At 59.5% G+C, this 18,340-nt stretch carries 23 protein-coding genes; 1 reads left to right on the top strand and 22 read right to left on the bottom strand.

Going from position 1 to position 18,340, the window contains the following annotated elements; translation table 11 throughout:
- Nucleotides 1–64: 64 nt before the first annotated feature.
- The 19 genes from AB4N33_RS00115 to AB4N33_RS00025 all read right to left on the bottom strand — a co-directional run bounded on the left by AB4N33_RS00115 (nt 65) and on the right by AB4N33_RS00025 (nt 15,471).
- Nucleotides 65–940 (bottom strand): SMP-30/gluconolactonase/LRE family protein, encoded by an 876-nt coding sequence (locus AB4N33_RS00115; RefSeq protein ID WP_476456114.1) that lies wholly within the window; start codon nt 938–940, stop codon nt 65–67.
- A gap of 39 nt (nt 941–979) precedes the next feature.
- Nucleotides 980–1,696 carry a FadR/GntR family transcriptional regulator gene (locus AB4N33_RS00110; protein ID WP_460121948.1) on the bottom strand — a complete coding sequence of 239 codons (717 nt, stop codon included), beginning with the start codon at nt 1,694–1,696 and terminating at the stop codon, nt 980–982.
- Nucleotides 1,697–1,842: 146 nt separating this feature from the next.
- Nucleotides 1,843–2,403, bottom strand: coding sequence for a DUF1285 domain-containing protein (locus AB4N33_RS00105; protein ID WP_460121947.1), 561 nt, complete (start codon nt 2,401–2,403; stop codon nt 1,843–1,845).
- Nucleotides 2,404–2,419: 16 nt separating this feature from the next.
- A complete protein-coding gene (locus AB4N33_RS00100) occupies nt 2,420–3,028 on the bottom strand; it encodes a DUF4823 domain-containing protein (protein WP_460121945.1) in 609 nt (202 codons plus the stop codon).
- A 132-nt stretch (nt 3,029–3,160) separates the two neighbouring features.
- Nucleotides 3,161–4,129, bottom strand: a complete 969-nt coding sequence (locus AB4N33_RS00095; RefSeq protein WP_476456113.1) for a GTP 3',8-cyclase MoaA — start codon at nt 4,127–4,129, stop codon at nt 3,161–3,163.
- A gap of 138 nt (nt 4,130–4,267) precedes the next feature.
- Nucleotides 4,268–4,906: a TetR/AcrR family transcriptional regulator gene (locus AB4N33_RS00090; RefSeq protein WP_008031613.1), complete on the bottom strand. Its 639-nt coding sequence runs from the start codon at nt 4,904–4,906 to the stop codon at nt 4,268–4,270.
- Between the two features lie 341 nt (nt 4,907–5,247).
- Nucleotides 5,248–6,033 carry a TatD family hydrolase gene (locus AB4N33_RS00085; protein ID WP_460121940.1) on the bottom strand — a complete coding sequence of 262 codons (786 nt, stop codon included), beginning with the start codon at nt 6,031–6,033 and terminating at the stop codon, nt 5,248–5,250.
- A gap of 15 nt (nt 6,034–6,048) precedes the next feature.
- Complete coding sequence (locus AB4N33_RS00080; RefSeq protein WP_460121938.1) at nt 6,049–6,405, bottom strand: PilZ domain-containing protein; 357 nt, start codon at nt 6,403–6,405, stop codon at nt 6,049–6,051.
- Nucleotides 6,406–6,447: 42 nt separating this feature from the next.
- Nucleotides 6,448–7,434, bottom strand: coding sequence for a DNA polymerase III subunit delta' (locus tag AB4N33_RS00075; protein ID WP_460121936.1), 987 nt, complete (start codon nt 7,432–7,434; stop codon nt 6,448–6,450).
- Nucleotides 7,427–8,059, bottom strand: coding sequence for a dTMP kinase (tmk, locus tag AB4N33_RS00070; RefSeq protein WP_460121934.1), 633 nt, complete (start codon nt 8,057–8,059; stop codon nt 7,427–7,429). Before tmk ends, AB4N33_RS00075 begins: the two co-directional genes overlap by 8 nt.
- 19 nt (nt 8,060–8,078) lie before the next feature.
- The gene (mltG, locus tag AB4N33_RS00065; RefSeq protein WP_476456112.1) at nt 8,079–9,305 is read right to left on the bottom strand and encodes an endolytic transglycosylase MltG; all 1,227 of its coding nucleotides are present in this window, start codon (nt 9,303–9,305) and stop codon (nt 8,079–8,081) included.
- 3 nt (nt 9,306–9,308) lie between these two features.
- Entirely contained in the window at nt 9,309–10,124 is an 816-nt protein-coding gene (pabC, locus tag AB4N33_RS00060; protein WP_476456111.1) for an aminodeoxychorismate lyase, read from the bottom strand.
- The gene (fabF, locus tag AB4N33_RS00055; RefSeq protein WP_460121928.1) at nt 10,124–11,368 is read right to left on the bottom strand and encodes a beta-ketoacyl-ACP synthase II; all 1,245 of its coding nucleotides are present in this window, start codon (nt 11,366–11,368) and stop codon (nt 10,124–10,126) included. The genes pabC and fabF overlap by 1 nt, the downstream gene beginning before the upstream one ends.
- A gap of 109 nt (nt 11,369–11,477) precedes the next feature.
- Nucleotides 11,478–11,714 carry an acyl carrier protein gene (acpP, locus tag AB4N33_RS00050; protein WP_368554645.1) on the bottom strand — a complete coding sequence of 79 codons (237 nt, stop codon included), beginning with the start codon at nt 11,712–11,714 and terminating at the stop codon, nt 11,478–11,480.
- A 197-nt stretch (nt 11,715–11,911) separates the two neighbouring features.
- Complete coding sequence (fabG, locus tag AB4N33_RS00045; protein WP_460121926.1) at nt 11,912–12,652, bottom strand: 3-oxoacyl-ACP reductase FabG; 741 nt, start codon at nt 12,650–12,652, stop codon at nt 11,912–11,914.
- A 16-nt stretch (nt 12,653–12,668) separates the two neighbouring features.
- A complete protein-coding gene (gene fabD, locus AB4N33_RS00040) occupies nt 12,669–13,607 on the bottom strand; it encodes an ACP S-malonyltransferase (RefSeq protein WP_460121924.1) in 939 nt (312 codons plus the stop codon).
- 125 nt (nt 13,608–13,732) lie between these two features.
- Nucleotides 13,733–14,743 (bottom strand): phosphate acyltransferase PlsX, encoded by a 1,011-nt coding sequence (gene plsX, locus AB4N33_RS00035; protein ID WP_460155187.1) that lies wholly within the window; start codon nt 14,741–14,743, stop codon nt 13,733–13,735.
- Between the two features lie 4 nt (nt 14,744–14,747).
- The gene (gene rpmF / locus AB4N33_RS00030) at nt 14,748–14,930 is read right to left on the bottom strand and encodes a 50S ribosomal protein L32 (protein ID WP_003179396.1); all 183 of its coding nucleotides are present in this window, start codon (nt 14,928–14,930) and stop codon (nt 14,748–14,750) included.
- Nucleotides 14,931–14,943: 13 nt separating this feature from the next.
- A complete protein-coding gene (locus AB4N33_RS00025) occupies nt 14,944–15,471 on the bottom strand; it encodes a YceD family protein (RefSeq protein WP_368554651.1) in 528 nt (175 codons plus the stop codon).
- 105 nt (nt 15,472–15,576) lie between these two features.
- Between AB4N33_RS00025 and AB4N33_RS00020 the strand changes: the two genes are divergently transcribed.
- Nucleotides 15,577–16,155, top strand: coding sequence for a Maf family protein (locus AB4N33_RS00020; protein WP_476456110.1), 579 nt, complete (start codon nt 15,577–15,579; stop codon nt 16,153–16,155).
- A 56-nt stretch (nt 16,156–16,211) separates the two neighbouring features.
- Here AB4N33_RS00020 and AB4N33_RS00015 read toward each other — a convergent pair whose 3' ends face one another.
- From AB4N33_RS00015 to AB4N33_RS00005, 3 genes are all read right to left on the bottom strand, one after another.
- Nucleotides 16,212–17,198: a S49 family peptidase gene (locus AB4N33_RS00015; RefSeq protein ID WP_460121920.1), complete on the bottom strand. Its 987-nt coding sequence runs from the start codon at nt 17,196–17,198 to the stop codon at nt 16,212–16,214.
- Nucleotides 17,199–17,223: 25 nt separating this feature from the next.
- Entirely contained in the window at nt 17,224–17,886 is a 663-nt protein-coding gene (locus AB4N33_RS00010) for an HAD-IA family hydrolase (RefSeq protein WP_476456109.1), read from the bottom strand.
- A partial coding sequence (locus AB4N33_RS00005; RefSeq protein WP_476456108.1) for a pseudouridine synthase occupies nt 17,873–18,340 on the bottom strand: 468 nt, incomplete at its 5' end. The genes AB4N33_RS00005 and AB4N33_RS00010, both read right to left, overlap by 14 nt.

The following is an 18,340-nucleotide window of genomic DNA, read 5'->3' as shown; positions in this document are numbered from 1 at the left end:
TCTGACTATAAACCCGGCGGGCAAATAATCTCAATATATAATTTTACATCCCATATTTTGGGATTTAACCGGAAAATCTCGTACAGAGCTTTCCGGGCACATCGACCTCAATGGCCAGCACCGCGCCGTCCAATGGATGATTCTTCGGGCTCGCGGCACTGGTGACGTAGAGCGTTTTCAGGTCCGCGCCGCCAAATACACAGCTGGTAGGGCGACTGACGGGTAGCTCGATCACCTGATCGACCTGCCCCTGCGGGGTCAGCCTGAGCAGACAACTGCCGTCCCACCGTGCGTTCCAGATGAAACCTTCAGCATCCATCGCCGACCCGTCCGGCCCGCCGCGCTCATGGGGGCCGAACCACACTTGCGCCGGCTCCAGACCGCCATCGGTGCGGATGAAATGCCGGTAGAGCGCGCCGTCCAGGCTGTCGGCGAAATACAGCGTGGTGGCGTCATCGCTCCACAACAGGGTATTGGGAATACCCAGCCCACGCAGCAACGGCGTGACCCGCGCATCCCGGTCGACGCGAAACAGACCGCCGCTACGTCTCTCCAACGGCAGGTCTTCACCGCTTTCACCAATGTTGTTCTGCATGGTGCCGAGCCAGAGCCGGCCCTGCGCATCGCAACGGGCTTCGTTACCCCGATTGCCAGGTTGGGGGTCGGCAACGCAGAACAGCGTCAGCCTGGGTTCAAGGCCGGGCGAATCGAGGTCCAGCCGATAGACGCCACTGCTCAAGGTCACCAGTGCGTCGCCACTTTCACAGGGAATGAAGGCGGACACATGCTCGGGCATCTGCCAGATCTGCACGTTGGCTCCGATCAGGCGCAGTGCCTGACGCCCGGCGATATCGACCCAATACAGCGCCTGGGTCGGTGCGTCCCAGAACGGCCCTTCACCCAATTGCGCACGGTGTTCGGTGACTGCGGTGAAACTCATGAAACCTCCGGCATTGTTGTTTTTATTGGGAGAGCCAGGTCAGCCTGCTTTCTTGTCGGCCATGACCTGTGGGTAAAAACGTTTGATCGCCAGGTCCGCATTATCGATCAGTGTCATGCAAGCCCACACGCCCCGCGCCGAATCCCGAGCGGCGATGGCGTCGGCCATCTCCTTGTGGATGGGCAGCGTGCGGCGCAGTTCGTCAGGGTCGGCGGCGGACACTTCGAACGACACCGCCAGCAACGCGCCGAGTGCCGGGACCATCTGCTCGATGAATTGGTTGTGGCTGGCGGCGAGGATGCACTCGTGGAAGCAGCGATCAGCCCGGTTGTAATCCGCATCGCTGCTGACCGCGCGCTCCAGGGCGTTGTAAGCCAGCAGAATCGCCTCCACCTGCTCGACCGTCGCTCGCTCGCATGCCCAGCGCACCGCCATGGGTTCGATGGTGCGACGCAAGTCCAACAGGTCGTCGACGAAGTTCTCCGGCAGACCGCTGCGCGACAGCCAGCCGACAACTTGCGGATCGAAGAGGTTCCAGCGTCGCACCGGTAGCACCCGTGTGCCGACCTTCGGCCCGACTTCGAGCATGCCCTTGGCAACCAGGGTTTTGATGGCTTCGCGAATGACCGTACGACTGACGCCGAGTTGCTCACCCAGATCGGCCTCAACCTTGAGGGCTTCGCCTGGCTTCACATGGCTCGCGGCAATCCAGCAACCCAGCCAATCGACTGTTGATGCATGAAAGCTGCTGGACATGGACACCTCGGACCTGATTACTGTGGAGGCCTACGCTAATCATCATATGATTGGGTGTCAATTTGAATTTCAGGAGAACCACTTTTTTACATGTGGGAGCGGGCTTGCCCGCTCCCACAGGGATCTCTCACACGTGAGATTTCAGGTCAGGGCTCGAGACCAATGGGGAAGAATTGGCCACCACTCCAAACCCCCAACCACTGCTGCCCATCGATCTCGCGACTCACCGCCAGCTCCACCATCTGGTAGAACACATTGCGATGAATCAGGGCTTCGAGATTGGTGCGCACATGCACGTAAGGGGCGGGTTCGTCGGTCCGAGTATCGATCACCACGCGAATCGGATGGTCGGGCCCGGCTTCGGTGGTTTCCTCGACGTTGGTGGTAAAGCGCAGGATTTGCGACTCACCCTCGCCTTGCACATCCAGGGTCACCGCCACGAACGGCGCATCGTCAACCTTGATGCCGACTTTCTCGACCGGGGTGACCAGGAAGTAATCATCGCCATCGCGGCGGATGATGGTGGAGAACAGCTTGACCATCGGCTTGCGCCCGATCGGCGTGCCCAGGTAATACCAAGTGCCGTCGCGGGCGATGCGCATGTCGATGTCGCCGCAGAACGCGGGGTTCCACAAGTGGACCGGTGGCAAGCCTTGGGTCTTGGGGATCTGCCCCAACAGGTCGTTGGCTTTTTGCGGGCCACTCATGGCGTTCTCCTGACGATTACTGGTCACTGAGCCCCAGCAGGCTGCGCGCATATTGCTCCAGCGGCGGGCCCATCAGGTCTTCCGGCTTTTTGTCGTGGAACGTCAGTAAACCGCCACGACTCTTGATGCGTGCAGTATCAATCAAATACTGGGTGCTGGTCTCGATCAACATGACCTGAATGACACCCGTGTCGACGCCGAGGCGGTCCACGGCTTCCTGGTCCAGCCATTCGTCAGAGTTACCGATACGGTCATCGGACTTGGCGAAACGGGTATAGAGCAGATAATGGGCACCCACTGCACGGGCTTCACCCATGGCCTGGTCCAGGCCTTCCGGCGCCCGAGCACGGCGCACCATCGGGAAGTATTCGATAAAGCCGTCAAAGGCGACTTCGGCGATCACGTTGGGTCGCGGATACACGGCACTGTTCGGCGGCGCAAAGGCACCCTGGGCGATGTACACAAACGAATCCGGCTGAATGCGCAGGTTGTTCACGCGACGGCTATCGCTGTGGTCGAGCAGACCCGCGTCGCTCATGTGGTAGCGAGTCCCTTCAGCCATGTCGCTGACATTCATGCAGCCACCAAGCGCCAAAACGGCCAGCAGCAAAACCAGGCTACGCATCCTACCCTCCAGGAGCCGGTGACGGAAAACCGGCGAATGGCCATGGGATGCAGCTTCCGCGCCAGCTTGATACCTCGGCGGTGTCTGAGCCACCATCGCGAGCAAGCTCGGTCCTACGGGATCAGGACAGGATCAGCCGCCGATGATTTTCATGACAGTCGCCCCGCCGGAAAACGCCACGTCCTGCTTGTCGCCCAAGGCTTTCATCAGCAAGCGCTGCAAGGCCGGCAAGGCTTGATGACGTGGCTTGTCCAGCAGATCGCCAACGTAGTGGCGGTTGCTCGACGACAGGCAGCCATGCAGCCAGCCGGTCGAGGACAGGCGCAAGCGCGAGCACGTTCGGCAGAAGGGCACGCTTTCGTTGGCAATCACGCCGAAATACCCTTGGCCCGGAATCTCGTAGCGCACCGCTGTGGCATCGACCGGTGCATCGGCCTGAAGGTATTCATGGTGATGGCCGATCAGGCTCAACAGTTGTTGCAGGCTGACGAATTGCTGCACGAACGCATTGGAGTCACTGGCAAGGTGGCCCATGCGCATCAGCTCGATAAAGCGCAACTCATAGCCGCGCTCCAGACAGTATTCGAGCAGGGGCATCACCTGGTCCAGGTTCTGTCCGCGCAACGGCACCATGTTGACCTTGATCTTCATCCCGGCGGCACTGGCCTGCGCCATGCCATCGAGCACCGTCGCCAGATCGCCGCCGCGAGCAATACTGCGGAATGCACCGGCATCCAGGGTATCGAGCGAGACGTTGAGACGGCGGATACCGGCGTCGAGCAGCAATGGCAGTTTTTTTGCCAGCAACTGGCCGTTGGTGGTCAGGCTGATGTCTTCAAGCCCCATATGGCCGACGGCGGCCATGAAGGCTTCGAGCTTGGGACTGACCAGTGGCTCGCCACCGGTTATCCGTAAACGCTCGATGCCGGCGGCTTCGATCAGGTACGCCACGCCTCGGGCCATGGCCTCGGCCGACAGTTCATCCTGCGCAGCGACCAGCCGCTTGCCGTTCGGCACGCAGTAGGTACAGGCGTAATTGCAGGCTGAAGTCAGGCTGATTCGCAGATTGCGGAAACGCCTGCCTTGACGGTCAACGATCATGATCACTCCGGCACAGGGAAATCGGACTCACTGAAACTTGACTCACAAATCAAGTTTTAGCAAGTCCCATGCCTGAGTATATTACTGTGGTACTGCGCCATATAGCGAAATCATGGCGCGATGACGCAGCGGGATAACTCAGCTGCTCGGGGTGTCGGTATCACGCTTGCGCTTGTTGCCCATGCGTACACCGATGTCCATCAGGAACTGGAAGAAACCTTCCTGATCTTCCAGCACATTGCTCCAGAACGGCGAGTGATACAGCGCCACCGCGCCGTGCACCAGCGCCCAGGATGCGCAGTAATGGAAGTATGGAGGCACGTCTTCAAGTTTGCCTTCGCTGATCCGGCCCTTGATGAGCAGCGTCAGGCGTTCGAAGTTCGAGGCGCGGATCTTGTGCAGCTCCTCGATCATCTCCGGGACCTGATTGCCCTTGACCACCTTTTCCTCAAGGCGATCGAACAAGCGGTAGCGTTGCGGATCGCGCATGCGGAATTCGAAGTAGGCCCGGGACAGGGCTTCCTTGTCCTTGTCGACGTCGGCCGAATGCAACAGCTCGTTCAGGTCGCGCTCGTAGTCGAGCATCAGGCGCAGGTAAATCTCCGCCTTGGACTTGAAGTGCTTGTAGATTGTGCCTTTGCCGATACCGACGGCATCAGCAATCATCTCGACGGTGACACTGTCTTCACCTTGGTCGAGGAACAGCTTGAGCGCGGTATCGAGAATTTCCTGCTCGCGGCGACGAAATTCACGGACCTTACGAGGTTCTTTATGCATAAGAAAAGGTCTGTCGGGGTCAAAATTCGAAGCCGCGTATTATGCCTAACTTGCGCAAAAATGCACGGATCATCCGCGCATTCCTCTGTTTGTCGATGATTTCTCGCAAGGTTCTGTTTTGATGAGAACGCTTCCGAAGCGGCTGTATTCCAAAATTGTTTAAAAACCGCGACCGGTGAACTGGACTCGGCGCAATCCTGATCAATACTTCAACTGTCGGCGGGGCATCTCCCCCAAGTGTCTCGCCGATATTGGTACCAACGGACCGCGTACCATTGTTTTACTCCTAATGGTCTTAACCCGGATTCACCCCCAGAACCCGGGTTTTTTTTGCCTGCGATTCAGCCTTTTACATGAGCCAGCGGGAACAGACGCTTGAAGTTCGCCGTGGTCTGTTCGGCAAATCGTGCGTAGGATTCGCCGCGCAACATCGCCAGGAACTCTGCCACTTCCCGCACATATTGCGGCAGGTTCGGCTTGCCGCGATACGGGATCGGGGCCAGGTATGGCGAGTCGGTTTCCACCAGCAATCGGTCGGCAGGCACCTTACTCGCTACATCCCGCAGCGCATCGGCATTGCGAAAAGTGACAATACCGGACAGAGAAATGTAATAACCCATGTCCAGCGCTTCCTTGGCCATCTCCCAATCTTCAGTGAAGCAGTGCAGGACACCGGCCTGGGGCAACGCGGCTTCGCGCAGTAGGCTCAAGGTGTCGGCCCGGGCACCCCGGGTATGGATGATCACCGGCTTGCCGGTCTGCTGCGCGGCTTGCAGGTGCAGTCGAAACGACTCCTGCTGTAACTGCGCCGCTTCGGGCTCGTAGTGATAATCCAGCCCGGTCTCACCGATCGCCACCACCCGTGGATGGTTGAGCTCGCGCAGCAGCCAGTCCAGCGCTGGTGCGGCACCGGGTTGCACGTCCAACGGGTGCACGCCCACCGAACAGTCGACATCCTCGTAGCGCTCGGCCAGGGCTTTGACGTCGGCCGCATTATCGGCACTCACGCCAATGCACAGAAAATGTCCTACGCCGCGCTGCCGCGCGGCATCGAGTGCGGCATCGAGAGAGCCGTCGTGTGCGGCGAGGTCAAGGCGATCGAGGTGGCAATGGGAATCTACAAGCATAAAAAAGTTGGCAACTTACATCGTATGGGTGGGACGGTCGGACTTTAGGGCTCCGACCAGATGGGTTTCGATTCGACTGCGCGCGGCGTTATCGCCATCGTTGAATTGAACACCAACGCCAGCGGCACGATTGCCTTGGGCACCTTTGGGTGTGATCCAGGCAACTTTGCCAGCCACCGGAATTTTCTCCGGCTCGTCCATCAGGTTCAGCAGCATGAATACCTCGTCACCCAACTTATAGCTCTTGTTGGTCGGGATAAACAGCCCGCCATTCCTGAGGAACGGCATGTAGGCCGCGTAAAGCACGGACTTGTCCTTGATGGTCAAGGACAAAATGCCGTTGCGCGGCCCCGGGTTCTCGGCTTCATTCATGCTGACCTCCACTGCTGATAGTCAGAGTCTAGGCATAGTCGATCACTTCTGGATAGGCAAAGACGCCCATTGCACCAGCAAGGCTTCCAGCAACAACACACGATTGAGATTGGCCTTGCTGAGCACTTTCTGGCGCTGGGCGAGGATCCAGTCCTGAATATTCAAGGTTTTTTCCTGGCTGGTTTTCTGCGCCAGGTACTGCACGACCTTGCGCATATCGGACAATCCCAACCCGTCTTCATCCTGGGTCAACTGATAGCGCAGGATCAGGCTCGACCAGTCGCAAAACCAGTCGAACAGCAACAGCAGCGGCACCGAATTCCAGCCCTCGGCCAATTGCGTGGGGGATTGTTGCTGCTTGAGCAGCTTCTTCACACCGTCGACAACCAGTGCTCGTTGCTCCTGTACGCCCTGAGCGTGCAGGCTGACCGCTGCCAAGGGCGAACCGGCAGCGAGGGTCAGCAGTTCGTTGCGCTCTTGTTCATTGCAATCGGGCAGAGCGGTCGCCAACCACGCCAGGCTCACGGCCTCGCTCGGCAACGGGCAGGCTTGCTGCACGCAACGGCTCTTGATGGTCGGCAACAGGCGGCTGCTCTGATGGCTCACCAGCAATAGCACCGTATCGCCGGACGGCTCTTCAAGACTTTTGAGCAAGGCGTTGGCGGCGTTGATGTTCATCGACTCGACTGGCTCGATCAGCACCACCTTGCGCCCACCCAACTGCGAGGTCTGAACCACGAAGCTGACCAGGTCACGCACCTGGTCGACCTTGATCGCCTTGTCGGCTTCTTCGGGCTCCAGAATGTAGTTGTCGGGGTGGCTGCCGGCCTTTAGCAACAGGCAGGATTTGCATTCCCCGCAGGCGTTCTGAGCCGTCGGCTGCTGACACAACAGCTGTGCCATCAGGCGCTCGGCCAACGCACGTTTGCCAATTCCCGCCGGCCCGTGCAGCAAATAGGCGTGCGCATGCTGCTTGCGACCGGCCAATTGCTGCCAGAGGCTGTCCTGCCACGGGTAGGCTTCAGCCACGGCTCAGCTCCAGCAGGCGCGGTAGCAGCGCATCCAGCGACTGTTGAACCTGCGCCAGCGGCTGTGCGGCGTCGACGAGCACGTAGCGCGCTGGCTCGGCGGCGGCGCGCTTGAGGAAAGCACCGCGCACCGCATCGAAGAATGTGCGCCCTTCCCGCTCGAAGCGATCCAGGCGACCCCGTGCGCTGGCACGGGCCAGGCCCACTTCCACCGGCAAGTCGAAGATCAGCGTCAGGTCAGGACGCAGATCACCCTGGACGAAGGTTTCAAGGGTCGCGATGCGCTCCATCGACAGGCCGCGGCCACCACCCTGGTAGGCGTAGGTCGAATCGGTAAATCGGTCACACAGCACCACCGCACCCCGCCCTAGCGCCGGGCGGATCACCCCGGCCAGATGCTGGGCGCGGGCAGCGAACACCAACAGCAACTCGGCATCCGGATCCATGATTTCTTCGACAGGCGTCAGGAGGACTTCGCGGATCCGTTCGGCCAGCGGCGTCCCGCCCGGCTCCCGGGTCAGCACCACTTCAAGACCGGCGGCACGCAAGCGCTCGGCGAGGTACTCGCGATTGGTGCTCTTGCCCGCACCTTCAGGGCCTTCCAGGGTAATAAACAAGCCAGTCACAGGCAGTCCTTAGTCGAGTTCATTGCGAGCCTTGCGGCGTGGCGGCGTCCGTTTCGGGCGCAACAGCAGGTTCTTTGGCAGGTTCTTCAGTCGATTGCGGGGCCGATTGTTCAATGGGCGCAGACGGCGTCACGGGCGGCAATGCCTGCGGCGAAGTGTCTGGTGAATCTGGCGTGATCGGCGCCGGCTCACCCGTGGCTTCCGGCGCCGTGACTGGCGCGGGGCTTGAGCGGTAATCGGCGCGACGCTTGAGCTGGAACTCACGCACAGCGTTGTTGTGGGCATCCAGGTCATCGGAGAACACGTGACTGCCATCGCCCCTTGCCACGAAATACAGGCTGTTGCCAGCCACCGGGTTCAGAGCGGCATGGATCGCCTCGCGGCCAACCATCGCAATCGGGGTCGGCGGCAGGCCCGCAACCATGTAGGTGTTGTAAGGGTTGGATTCCTTGAGGTGGGCGCGGGTCAGCTTGCCGGTGTAACGATCGCCCAGGCCATAGATCACCGTCGGATCGGTCTGCAGCAGCATGCCCAGTCCCAGGCGGCGCACGAACACCCCGGCGATCTGCCCACGTTCTTGCGGCACACCGGTCTCCTTCTCGACCAGCGAGGCCATGATCAGTGCCTGGTAAGGCTCGGTGTACGGCACATCTGCGGCGCGTTGCGCCCATTCCTTGGCCAGGACTTCATCGAGGCGATCATAGGCTTTTTTCAGCAGTTCGACGTCGGTCATGCCCCGCACAAAGCGGTAGGTGTCCGGGAAGAAACGTCCCTCCGGGAAGATGCCCTTGTGGCCGAGCTTGTCCATCACCTCGCTATCACTCAAGCCGTCGAGCGTCTGGTCCAACTTTTCAGCCTTGGCCAGGGCAGCACGTACCTGATGGAAATTCCAGCCTTCGACCAGGGTCAGGCTGTACTGGACCATTTCGCCACGCTTCCACAGGTCGATCAGCCCGTCGACAGTCATGCCGGGCTGCATGCGATACTCGCCGCTGTGCAATGGCTGGCCGGCCAGGTTGAAGCGCCAATACACGCGCAACCAGAAGGCATCCTTGATCACGCCATCGGCTTCAAGTCGGTAAAAAGTGCGGGTGGGCGTGGTGCCCTTGGGCACGTCCAGCAGCTCTTCCTGGGAAATATTCAAAGGCTGGTGTAACGCCGTATGGATCTTCCAGGCCGAAGCGCCCAGACACAACCCTGCCAGAACCAGGCCGGTTTCCAGCAACAGCAAGAGTTTACGTCTCACGTATCAAACATCCAGTAGCGCACGGGAAATGTGTTGGAGTTTACGGGTGAGCGGCCCAACCGGCCAGCTCAGCGCTGCATAGGCGCGCACTGGCCAGACGCCGTAGACGCTGTTGCAGACAAACACTTCGTCGGCCCATTGCAGTTGTTCGAGGGTGATATCGGTGATTTGCGTGGGAATTGCCGACGACTCGGCTTGAAACAATAATTCCGCACGCATCACCCCGGCCACGCCGCAGCGCTTGAGATCGGCGGTGATCAAGACACCATCGCGTACGATGAACAGATTACTGAATACCCCCTCGATCACCCGCCCCGCGTGATCGAGCATCAAGCCTTCGGCGTGTTCGGTGTCCTGCCATTCGGCACGGGCAATGACTTGTTCGAGGCGGTTCAGGTGCTTGAGCCCGGCGAGCAAGGGTTGCGCGGACAGACGCGTGGCGCAGGGGAACAGCCGTACCCCCTGTTCTGCATGAACGGCAGGATAAGCAGCGGGCGGATTGCCCTGCAGGATGCGTCGAGCCACAGCTGCCGGGTCGAGCGCGTAACCGCGCAGACTGTCGCCGCGCGTGAGGATAAGCTTGAGTACACCCTCGCCCAGTGCTGCGGCATAGGCCAGCAACTCGCTGCGGACCAAGCCGTGATCGGCGCTGATCGAAAGCCTCGAACAGCCATGGGCCAGACGCGCCAGGTGGCGATCCAGCAGCAACGGCTGGCCGCTACGCACGGCAATGGTCTCGAACAGACCATCACCGTAAGCCAGGCCGCGATCCTTCAGCGACAGAGCGTCAGCCGGCTGACCGTCGACCCAACTGTCCATCAGCCTGCGAACCGCCGGAACACGAGCGAGCCGTTGGTGCCACCAAAGCCGAAGGAGTTGGAGATGACCACGTCGATATCCATGTTGCGCGCCGTGTGCGGCACGAAATCGAGATCACAACCTTCGTCCGGCTCATCGAGGTTGATGGTTGGCGGCGCCACCTGGCTGTTGATGGCCAGCACGCTGAAGATCGCCTCGACCGCGCCCGCCGCACCCAGCAGGTGACCGGTCATGGACTTGGTCGAACTGACTGCCAGCTTGTAGGCGTGATCACCGAATACCGACTTGATCGCAGAGGCTTCAGCCAGGTCGCCAGTCGGCGTCGAGGTGCCATGGGCGTTGATGTACTGGACCTGATCGGCATTGATCCTGGCATCGCGCAGGGCATTGGTGATGCAGCGCGCAGCACCGGCGCCGTCTGCAGGTGGCGACGTCATGTGGAACGCGTCGCCACTGGTGCCGAAACCCACCAGCTCGGCGTAGATGGTCGCACCACGAGCCTTGGCGTGTTCCAGCTCTTCAAGCACCAGCGCACCGGCACCGTCGGACAGGACGAAACCATCACGCCCCTTGTCCCATGGACGACTGGCACGGGTGGGCTCGTCATTGCGGGTGGACAATGCACGCGAAGCGCCAAAGCCGCCCATGCCCAGGCCGCAAGCAGCCATCTCGGCACCGCCGGCAATCATCACGTCCGCTTCGTCGTACATGATGTTGCGTGCCGCCATGCCGATGCAATGCGTACCGGTGGTACATGCGGTGGCAATCGCGTAGTTGGGCCCCTGTGCACCCAGGTGGATCGACAGGAAACCGGAAATCATGTTGATGATCGAGCCTGGCACGAAAAAGGGAGAAATCCTTCGTGGGCCGGAATCGTGCAGGGTGCGGCTGGTTTCTTCGATATTGGTCAGTCCACCAATACCCGACCCCATGGCCACGCCAATGCGCTCACGGTTGGCATCGGTGACTTCAAGGCCGGCATTACGCACCGCCTGGAAACCGGCCGCCAGCCCGTACTGAATGAACAGGTCAAGCTTGCGAGCTTCCTTGACCGACAGGTATTCCTCGACATTGAAGCCCTTTACCGAGCCGCCAAAACGGGTGGAATAGGCAGAAAGGTCGGTGTGTTCGATCAGACCAATGCCACTGCGGCCAGCCAGAATGCCCTGCCAACTGCTTGGCACATCCGTGCCCAGTGGCGACAACATACCCATACCGGTGACTACGACGCGTCTACGCGACACAACACTCTCCTTTTTCTAATGACGACTTTGCATCAGGCCTAAAGAAAAAAACCGCACGCCGTGACGGCAGTGCGGTTTTTCCACGACAGCAAGCAACGATTACAAACGATTAACCCTGGTGGGAGTTAACGTAGTCGATTGCAGCTTGTACGGTAGTGATCTTTTCAGCTTCTTCGTCAGGGATTTCGGTCTCGAATTCCTCTTCCAGAGCCATCACCAGCTCAACGGTGTCAAGGGAGTCGGCACCCAGGTCTTCAACGAAGGAAGCAGTGTTGATCACTTCTTCTTCTTTAACACCCAGTTGCTCGGCAACGATTTTCTTGACGCGCTCTTCGATGGTGCTCATACCTTGTTTTCACTCCTAATGGACAAATTCAGGCAGCTGGCCAGTGGGTAAGTGTATAGAAAGGCTTTTCAGCTTTTCAACTGAAAGCTTCACTCCCCGTACCCGGTGACCCTCTGCCTATAAATAGATTGCAGCTTTATAACGGATTTTAGACAGCTCGTATGACATTTTTTTGAAGCAATCCGTCACATTTTAACCTACATGTACATCCCGCCGTTCACCGGGATTGTAGCTCCGGTAACGTAAGCCGCACCGTCGGATGCAAGAAAAGCGACCACGGACGCGATCTCTTGCGCTTGACCCAGACGGCCCAGCGGAATTTGCGTCTGCAAGGCTTCACGCTGCGCCTCGGGCAGTTCGCGAGTCATATCGGTGTCGATGAACCCAGGGGTCACCGAGTTTACCGTAATCGAACGCGAACCGACTTCACGCGCCATGGCACGACTGAAACCTTCCAGGCCAGCCTTGGCGGCGGCATAGTTTACTTGGCCTGCGTTGCCCATGGCACCCACTACCGAGCCAATACTGATAATTCGCCCCCAACGCGCCTTGGTCATGCCACGCAAAACGCCCTTGGACAGGCGATATAGACTGTTCAGATTGGTATCGATCACGTCGAACCATTCGTCGTCTTTCATGCGCATCATCAGGTTATCGCGGGTGATACCGGCATTATTGACCAGGATCAAAGGGGCACCGAACTGCTCCTGGATGCTCGCCAGCACGGCGGCAACAGACTCATCGTTGGTGACATTGAGCTCCAGGCCGGTGCCTTGAATACCGTTTTCCTTCAGGGTCGCGGCAATACGCTCGGCGCCGGAAGCGGAGGTCGCGGTGCCGACGACGATGGCACCCTGACGACCCAGTTCCAGGGCGATAGCCTGGCCAATACCGCGGCTCGCACCGGTGACCAGTGCAACTTTACCTTGCAGACTCATGCAAGCTTCTCCTGATTCAGGCCAATGCTGCACGGGCGGCAGCGAAAGCGTCTGGGGTGTTGAGGTTGGATGTCGATACGCCTTCGGCGCAGCGTTTGTTGAGACCGGCCAGTACTTTGCCAGGACCGCATTCGACCAACTGGGTCGCGCCTTTGGCGGCCAGGGTCTGAACCGATTCTACCCAGCGCACTGGCTTATAGAGCTGTTCGAGCAGATCGCGCTTGAGGGTTTCCAGATCGGCCGGCACCTGAGCGCTGACGTTCTGTACCAACGGAATCTGCGGCGCCTGCCAATTGATGGCCGCGATCGCCTCGGCGAAACGCTCAGCCGCCGGACGCATCAGTTCGCAATGGGACGGCACGCTGACCGGCAATGGCATGGCACGCTTGGCACCACGAGCCTTGCAGCCTTCGATGGCGCGTTCGACCGCTGCCTTGGCGCCGGCGATGACCACCTGGCCAGGGGAATTGAAGTTGACCGCACTGACCACTTCGCCTTGCGCCGCTTCGGCGCAGGCAGCCAGCACGTCAGCATCTTCCAGGCCAAGGATGGCAGCCATGCCGCCCTGCCCGGCCGGAACGGCTTCCTGCATCAACTGGCCACGACGCTCGACCAGTTTCACCGCGTCGCCCAGGCTCAGGCTGCCAGCAGCGACCAGTGCGCTGTACTCGCCCAGGCTGTGACCCGCGACATACGCAGGACGCGCGCCACCCTCAGCCAGCCACAGGCGCCACAGGGCGATCGAGGCGGTCAGGATGGCCGGCTGGGTTTTATCGGTTTGATTGAGTTGCTCTTCCGGCCCTTGCTGGGTCAGTGCCCACAGGTCGTAACCGAGCGCGTCGGAGGCTTCTTTGAATGTTTCGAGGACCACCGGATGTTCCGCGCCCAGCTCGGCCAGCATGCCGAGGGACTGCGAACCCTGTCCTGGAAAGACGAATGCGAGGGAAGCAGACATGTAACAAGCCCCTAATGATCTTGTCGTCGAAGAATTGGCGTCCCGGCAGGGGACGCAAGAAACTGACAGTTTGGATGGCCAATTGAACCAAGCGGTCACATTTAAGCATTGTCCGACGAAAACGCCTAAAGCAACAAATCCTCGAGCCGACCGTGAATGCGCTCTGGCAGGTTTTCCTGAATCTCGATCACGGCCCGCGAAATGGCGCTCTGAAACCCCTGAACACCAGCAGAACCATGACTTTTCACCACAATTCCCTGCAAACCCAGGAAACTTGCGCCGTTATGCCGCGCAGGCGCGAGGTCCGCTTGCAGGCGCCTCATCAGTGGCAGCGCCATTGCACCGACCAATTTTGATGCAAAGTTTTTTTTGAACAGCGCTTCGATGCGCCCCGAAATCATGGTCGCCAACCCTTCACTGGACTTGAGCAGGATGTTGCCGACAAAGCCATCACACACCACCACATCCGCTTCGCCACGATACAGGCCATCGCCCTCGACAAAACCGATGTAATTGATACCGCGTGCGCTTTGCAGCAAGGTTGCCGCCAACTTGACCTGCTGATTGCCCTTGATGTCCTCGGTGCCGATGTTCAGAAGAGCCACGCGCGGACGAACAATTCCCAGCGTTTCTGCGGCCACCGAACCCATGACGGCAAACTGCAACAGGTGCTCGGCGCTGCAATCGACATTCGCCCCCAGATCGAGCAACTGACAATAACCCTTCTGCGTCGGAATCGCCGCAACCATGGCCGGCCGATCTATCCCCGGCAGCGTCTTGAGCACGAACCGCGACAACGCCATCAGCGCACCGGTATTGCCCGCACTGACGCATGCCTGGACCTTGTCATCGCGCAGCAGCTGCAGCGCCACACGCATTGACGAATCGGGCTTGCCACGCAACGCCTGGGCAGGTTTTTCATCCATGGCAATGACTTGCGACGCTGGGGCAATCGACAGGCGCGAGCGATCCACAGCCGAATGGCCAGCGATCAATTCTTCAAGGAGGGACGGTTGACCGACGAGGGTCAGGTGCAGCGAGGGGGTAGCAGACAGGCAAGCGAGGCTGGCCTGGACAATGCTGCGGGGACCGAAGTCCCCGCCCATTGCGTCAATCGCGATGACTTGAGCGGACAAGTGATTACTCGTCAGCGCCCTTGTCGATCACTTTACGACCACGGTATACGCCTTCTGGCGATACGTGGTGACGCAGGTGAACTTCACCGGTGGTTTTTTCTACAGACAGGGTGCTAGCCTCGAGAGCATCGTGCGAACGACGCATGTCACGGGCAGAGCGGGATTTTTTGTTCTGCTGAACAGCCATAATTGATTAACTCCTAAACGTTTGGGTCACGCTTTAACTGCGCCAATACACTGAACGGGTTGGACCGCGTTACCTCGTCCTCGCTCGGTTCGGGTTCATCTGCTCCCGCCGGCTGCTGGCATTCTTCCGGATGATGAGCAGGCACAATGGGCAAGGCGAGCAGAAGCTCCTCCTCGATCAGTGACTGCAGATCCAAAGGATCTTCGCCCAGTTCCAGCACGTCATAACCTTTCGGCAACGACTGGGTATTCGCACCCTCCTTCACCACAGCATAACTGCACTCGCTATGGATCGGCAGGGTGACCAGCTCAAGACAACGCTGGCAAACCATTTTGACTTCGGTGTCGATAAAGCTGTGGATCACCACAGATTTACGTTCATCTCGCTCAAAAACGAGTTTGGCCTGGACCGTACCGACAGTGTCGGAAAGCGGGTCGCAGAGTCTCTCCAAATTGGCCAGCAGCAGTTCACCTTGAAGGGTGGTGCCACGGTCAGCCAATTTGCGCGGGTCAACGTGAGGTGGAATCGGGTCATTCAACATAGGCGCAGCATTATAGGGATGCCCCCGGCCATGTCAAAGGAAATTCGGCCCTGTCCGTCACCTGCAAGCCTCGCTAGAATTCGCGCCTGCCATCCGGAGATGCCCATGCTGCCTTTATTACTCGCTTCAAGCTCGGCCTATCGCCGAGAATTGCTGGCCCGACTGCAGTTGCCGTTCATCTGCTGCTCGCCGGATATCGATGAGAGCCGCCTCCCGGACGAGCCCGCCGCTGAGCTGGTGAAGCGCCTCGCCCGGGAAAAAGCCCTGGCCCTGGCCGACCGTCACCCCAACCACCTGATCATCGGTTCTGACCAGGTGGCGGTGCTGGGCGATCGCATTATCGGCAAACCCCATTCCTTCGAAAAGGCCCGCGAACAGTTGCTCGCCTCAAGCGGCGCCAGCGTGACCTTTCTGACTGGCCTCACCCTGCTCAACAGCCAGACCGGCCACTGCCAGGTCGATTGCGTGCCCTTCACCGTGCACATGCGCACACTGAACAGCGCACGTATCGAACGCTACCTGCATGCCGAGCAACCTTATGATTGCGCCGGCAGCTTCAAGGCCGAAGGCCTGGGCGTCAGCCTGTTCCAGAGTACCGAAGGCCCTGATGCCACGAGCCTCGTTGGCCTGCCACTGATTCGCCTGATCGACATGCTGATGGCCGAAGGCGTTGAAATACCCTGAAACCCAAGCAGAAAAAAACCGGCCACAAGGGCCGGTTTTTTAGGCAACGAAGGCGATCAGCGCAGCGAAGGCCCCTGAAACCCCATCCACATTGCCAGATGCTCCGCGACGCTGGCACCGAGCTTCTTCGAGAAACGATCGAACGGTGATTCCTGCACGGTGAAGTCCACCAGCTCTTTTTCGCCGATCACATCACGGGCAACCGAACTGGCATTACCCAGGCCGTCGATCAAGCCCAATCCCAGCGCCTGCTCGCCAGACCAGACCAGCCCGGAAAACAGCTCCGGATGCTCCTTGTCCTTGAGACGATCACCGCGCCCCTGCTTGACGCTATTGATGAACTGCTTGTGCGTGGTATCGAGCACCCCCTGCCAGAACGCCGTCTCTTCAGGCTTCTGCGGCTGGAACGGATCGAGGAACGCCTTGTGCTCACCGGAGGTGTAGGTCCGACGCTCGACACCGAGTTTTTCCATGGTCCCGACAAAACCATAGCCGGCCGCCGTGACACCAATGGAACCCACCAGGCTCGCCTTGTCGGCATAGATCTGGTCGGCGGCACTGGCGATGTAGTAGGCACCGGACGCACCCAGGTCGGAAATCACCGCGTACAACTTCGTATCAGGGTGCAAGCCGCGCAGGCGGCGAATTTCGTCATAGACATACCCCGACTGCACGGGACTGCCACCCGGACTGTTGATACGCAGGATGACACCCTTGACCTTTTCGTCCTCGAACGCGGCGCGCAGGCTGCCGACGATATTGTCAGCGCTGGCCGGCTCCTTGTCCGCGATCATGCCATTCACATCGATCAGCGCCGTGTAGGCGCCACTGCGGGTGGCGGCCTTTTCCATGTCCATCAAGGGCGTGAACAGCGCCAGCGCAACGAACAGGTAAACAAAGGTCAGGAGTTTGAAGAATATCCCCCAGCGGCGCGATCTGCGCTGCTCCTGCACACCCGCCAGCAGGGTTTTCTCCAACAGCTTCCAGCTTTTCTCGTCGCCGCTCTCTGCACTCGCCTTTGGCGCCTTCCATTCGTCGGTCATGCCCATCTACCCCAGCAAAATCCTGTTAAGCCCGCTGACTCAGCCAGGCATGCAACTCTGAAAAACGATCAATCGCCAGCGTCGGCTCGAACAATTTCAACGCCTCGATCGATTGGGCGCCGTAGCTGACCGCCACCGACCCCATGCCGGCGTTGCGCGCCATCTGCAGGTCAAAGGAGGAGTCCCCGATCATCAGCGCCTGTTCCGGACAAACTTCGCAGTGCGCGAGGATCTGCTCGAGCATCAGCGGATGCGGCTTGCTGGCGGTTTCGTCAGCGGCGCGAGTGATGTCGAAGTAGTTCTCCCAACCGTGAGACTTCAGCACGCGATCCAACCCGCGACGCGCCTTGCCGGTTGCGACCGCCAGATGGTAGCCCTCGGCTCGAAACGCCTCCATCGATTCCACAACACCTTCAAACAGTGGCGAAGGTACGGCTTCCGAAGCAATGTAGTGATCTGCATAGTGCTCACGAAACGCAATCAACTCGCTGTCACTGATCTGCGGGTATAACGTACGAATGGCTTCCGGCAGGCCCAGGCCGATGATGCCCTTCACGGCAAAATCGTCGCGCAGCGCAAAGCCCGAGCGTTCGGAAGCGACGTGCATTGCCTCGACTATCCGACCAATGGAGTCGGCCAAGGTGCCGTCCCAGTCGAAAATCAGCAACTTGTAATCAGAGGGGTGCACTCAAACGCTCCACAGTCCTGGCCCACATTTCGTCGACTGGCGCCTGTAGCTTCAATTCGCCACCATCGGGGAGCGGAACGGTCAGCATGTAGGCATGCAGAAACAGACGCTTGCCACCCAGATCGCGGATTTCCTTGCTGAAACCCTCTTCGCCGTACTTGGTGTCACCCGCAATGCAGTGCCCGGCATGCAGAGTGTGCACGCGGATCTGGTGAGTGCGACCAGTAATCGGTTTTGCTTCAACCATGGTGGCAAAATCGCCGAAACGACGCAAAACCTTGAATACCGTCAGAGCATCCTTACCTTCTTCGTCAACTTCGACCATACGCTCGCCAGACCGCAGGTTGCTCTTCTGCAAAGGCGCACGCACCTGCTTGATCGACGACGGCCAATTGCCGCGAACCAGCGCCATGTAGCGCTTGTCGACGCCATCACCGCGCAACTGCTCGTGCAG

Source organism: Pseudomonas sp. S1_E05, from assembly GCF_056337105.1.
This window is presented reverse-complemented; position numbering and strand designations above follow the sequence as displayed.

Excerpts from the sequence above, each read along its gene's own strand:
- AB4N33_RS00115 (WP_476456114.1), bottom strand. The coding sequence starts at position 940 with ATGAGTTTCACCGCAGTCACCGAACACCGTGCGCAATTGGGTGAAGGG.
- AB4N33_RS00110 (WP_460121948.1), bottom strand. The coding sequence starts at position 1,696 with ATGTCCAGCAGCTTTCATGCATCAACAGTCGATTGGCTGGGTTGCTGG.
- AB4N33_RS00105 (WP_460121947.1), bottom strand. The coding sequence starts at position 2,403 with ATGAGTGGCCCGCAAAAAGCCAACGACCTGTTGGGGCAGATCCCCAAG.
- AB4N33_RS00100 (WP_460121945.1), bottom strand. The coding sequence starts at position 3,028 with ATGCGTAGCCTGGTTTTGCTGCTGGCCGTTTTGGCGCTTGGTGGCTGC.
- AB4N33_RS00095 (WP_476456113.1), bottom strand. The coding sequence starts at position 4,129 with ATGATCGTTGACCGTCAAGGCAGGCGTTTCCGCAATCTGCGAATCAGC.
- AB4N33_RS00090 (WP_008031613.1), bottom strand. The coding sequence starts at position 4,906 with ATGCATAAAGAACCTCGTAAGGTCCGTGAATTTCGTCGCCGCGAGCAG.
- AB4N33_RS00085 (WP_460121940.1), bottom strand. The coding sequence starts at position 6,033 with ATGCTTGTAGATTCCCATTGCCACCTCGATCGCCTTGACCTCGCCGCA.
- AB4N33_RS00080 (WP_460121938.1), bottom strand. The coding sequence starts at position 6,405 with ATGAATGAAGCCGAGAACCCGGGGCCGCGCAACGGCATTTTGTCCTTG.
- pabC (WP_476456111.1), bottom strand. The coding sequence starts at position 10,124 with ATGGACAGTTGGGTCGACGGTCAGCCGGCTGACGCTCTGTCGCTGAAG.
- acpP (WP_368554645.1), bottom strand. The coding sequence starts at position 11,714 with ATGAGCACCATCGAAGAGCGCGTCAAGAAAATCGTTGCCGAGCAACTG.
- fabG (WP_460121926.1), bottom strand. The coding sequence starts at position 12,652 with ATGAGTCTGCAAGGTAAAGTTGCACTGGTCACCGGTGCGAGCCGCGGT.
- fabD (WP_460121924.1), bottom strand. The coding sequence starts at position 13,607 with ATGTCTGCTTCCCTCGCATTCGTCTTTCCAGGACAGGGTTCGCAGTCC.
- rpmF (WP_003179396.1), bottom strand. The coding sequence starts at position 14,930 with ATGGCTGTTCAGCAGAACAAAAAATCCCGCTCTGCCCGTGACATGCGT.
- AB4N33_RS00025 (WP_368554651.1), bottom strand. The coding sequence starts at position 15,471 with ATGTTGAATGACCCGATTCCACCTCACGTTGACCCGCGCAAATTGGCT.
- AB4N33_RS00020 (WP_476456110.1), top strand. The coding sequence starts at position 15,577 with ATGCTGCCTTTATTACTCGCTTCAAGCTCGGCCTATCGCCGAGAATTG.
- AB4N33_RS00015 (WP_460121920.1), bottom strand. The coding sequence starts at position 17,198 with ATGACCGACGAATGGAAGGCGCCAAAGGCGAGTGCAGAGAGCGGCGAC.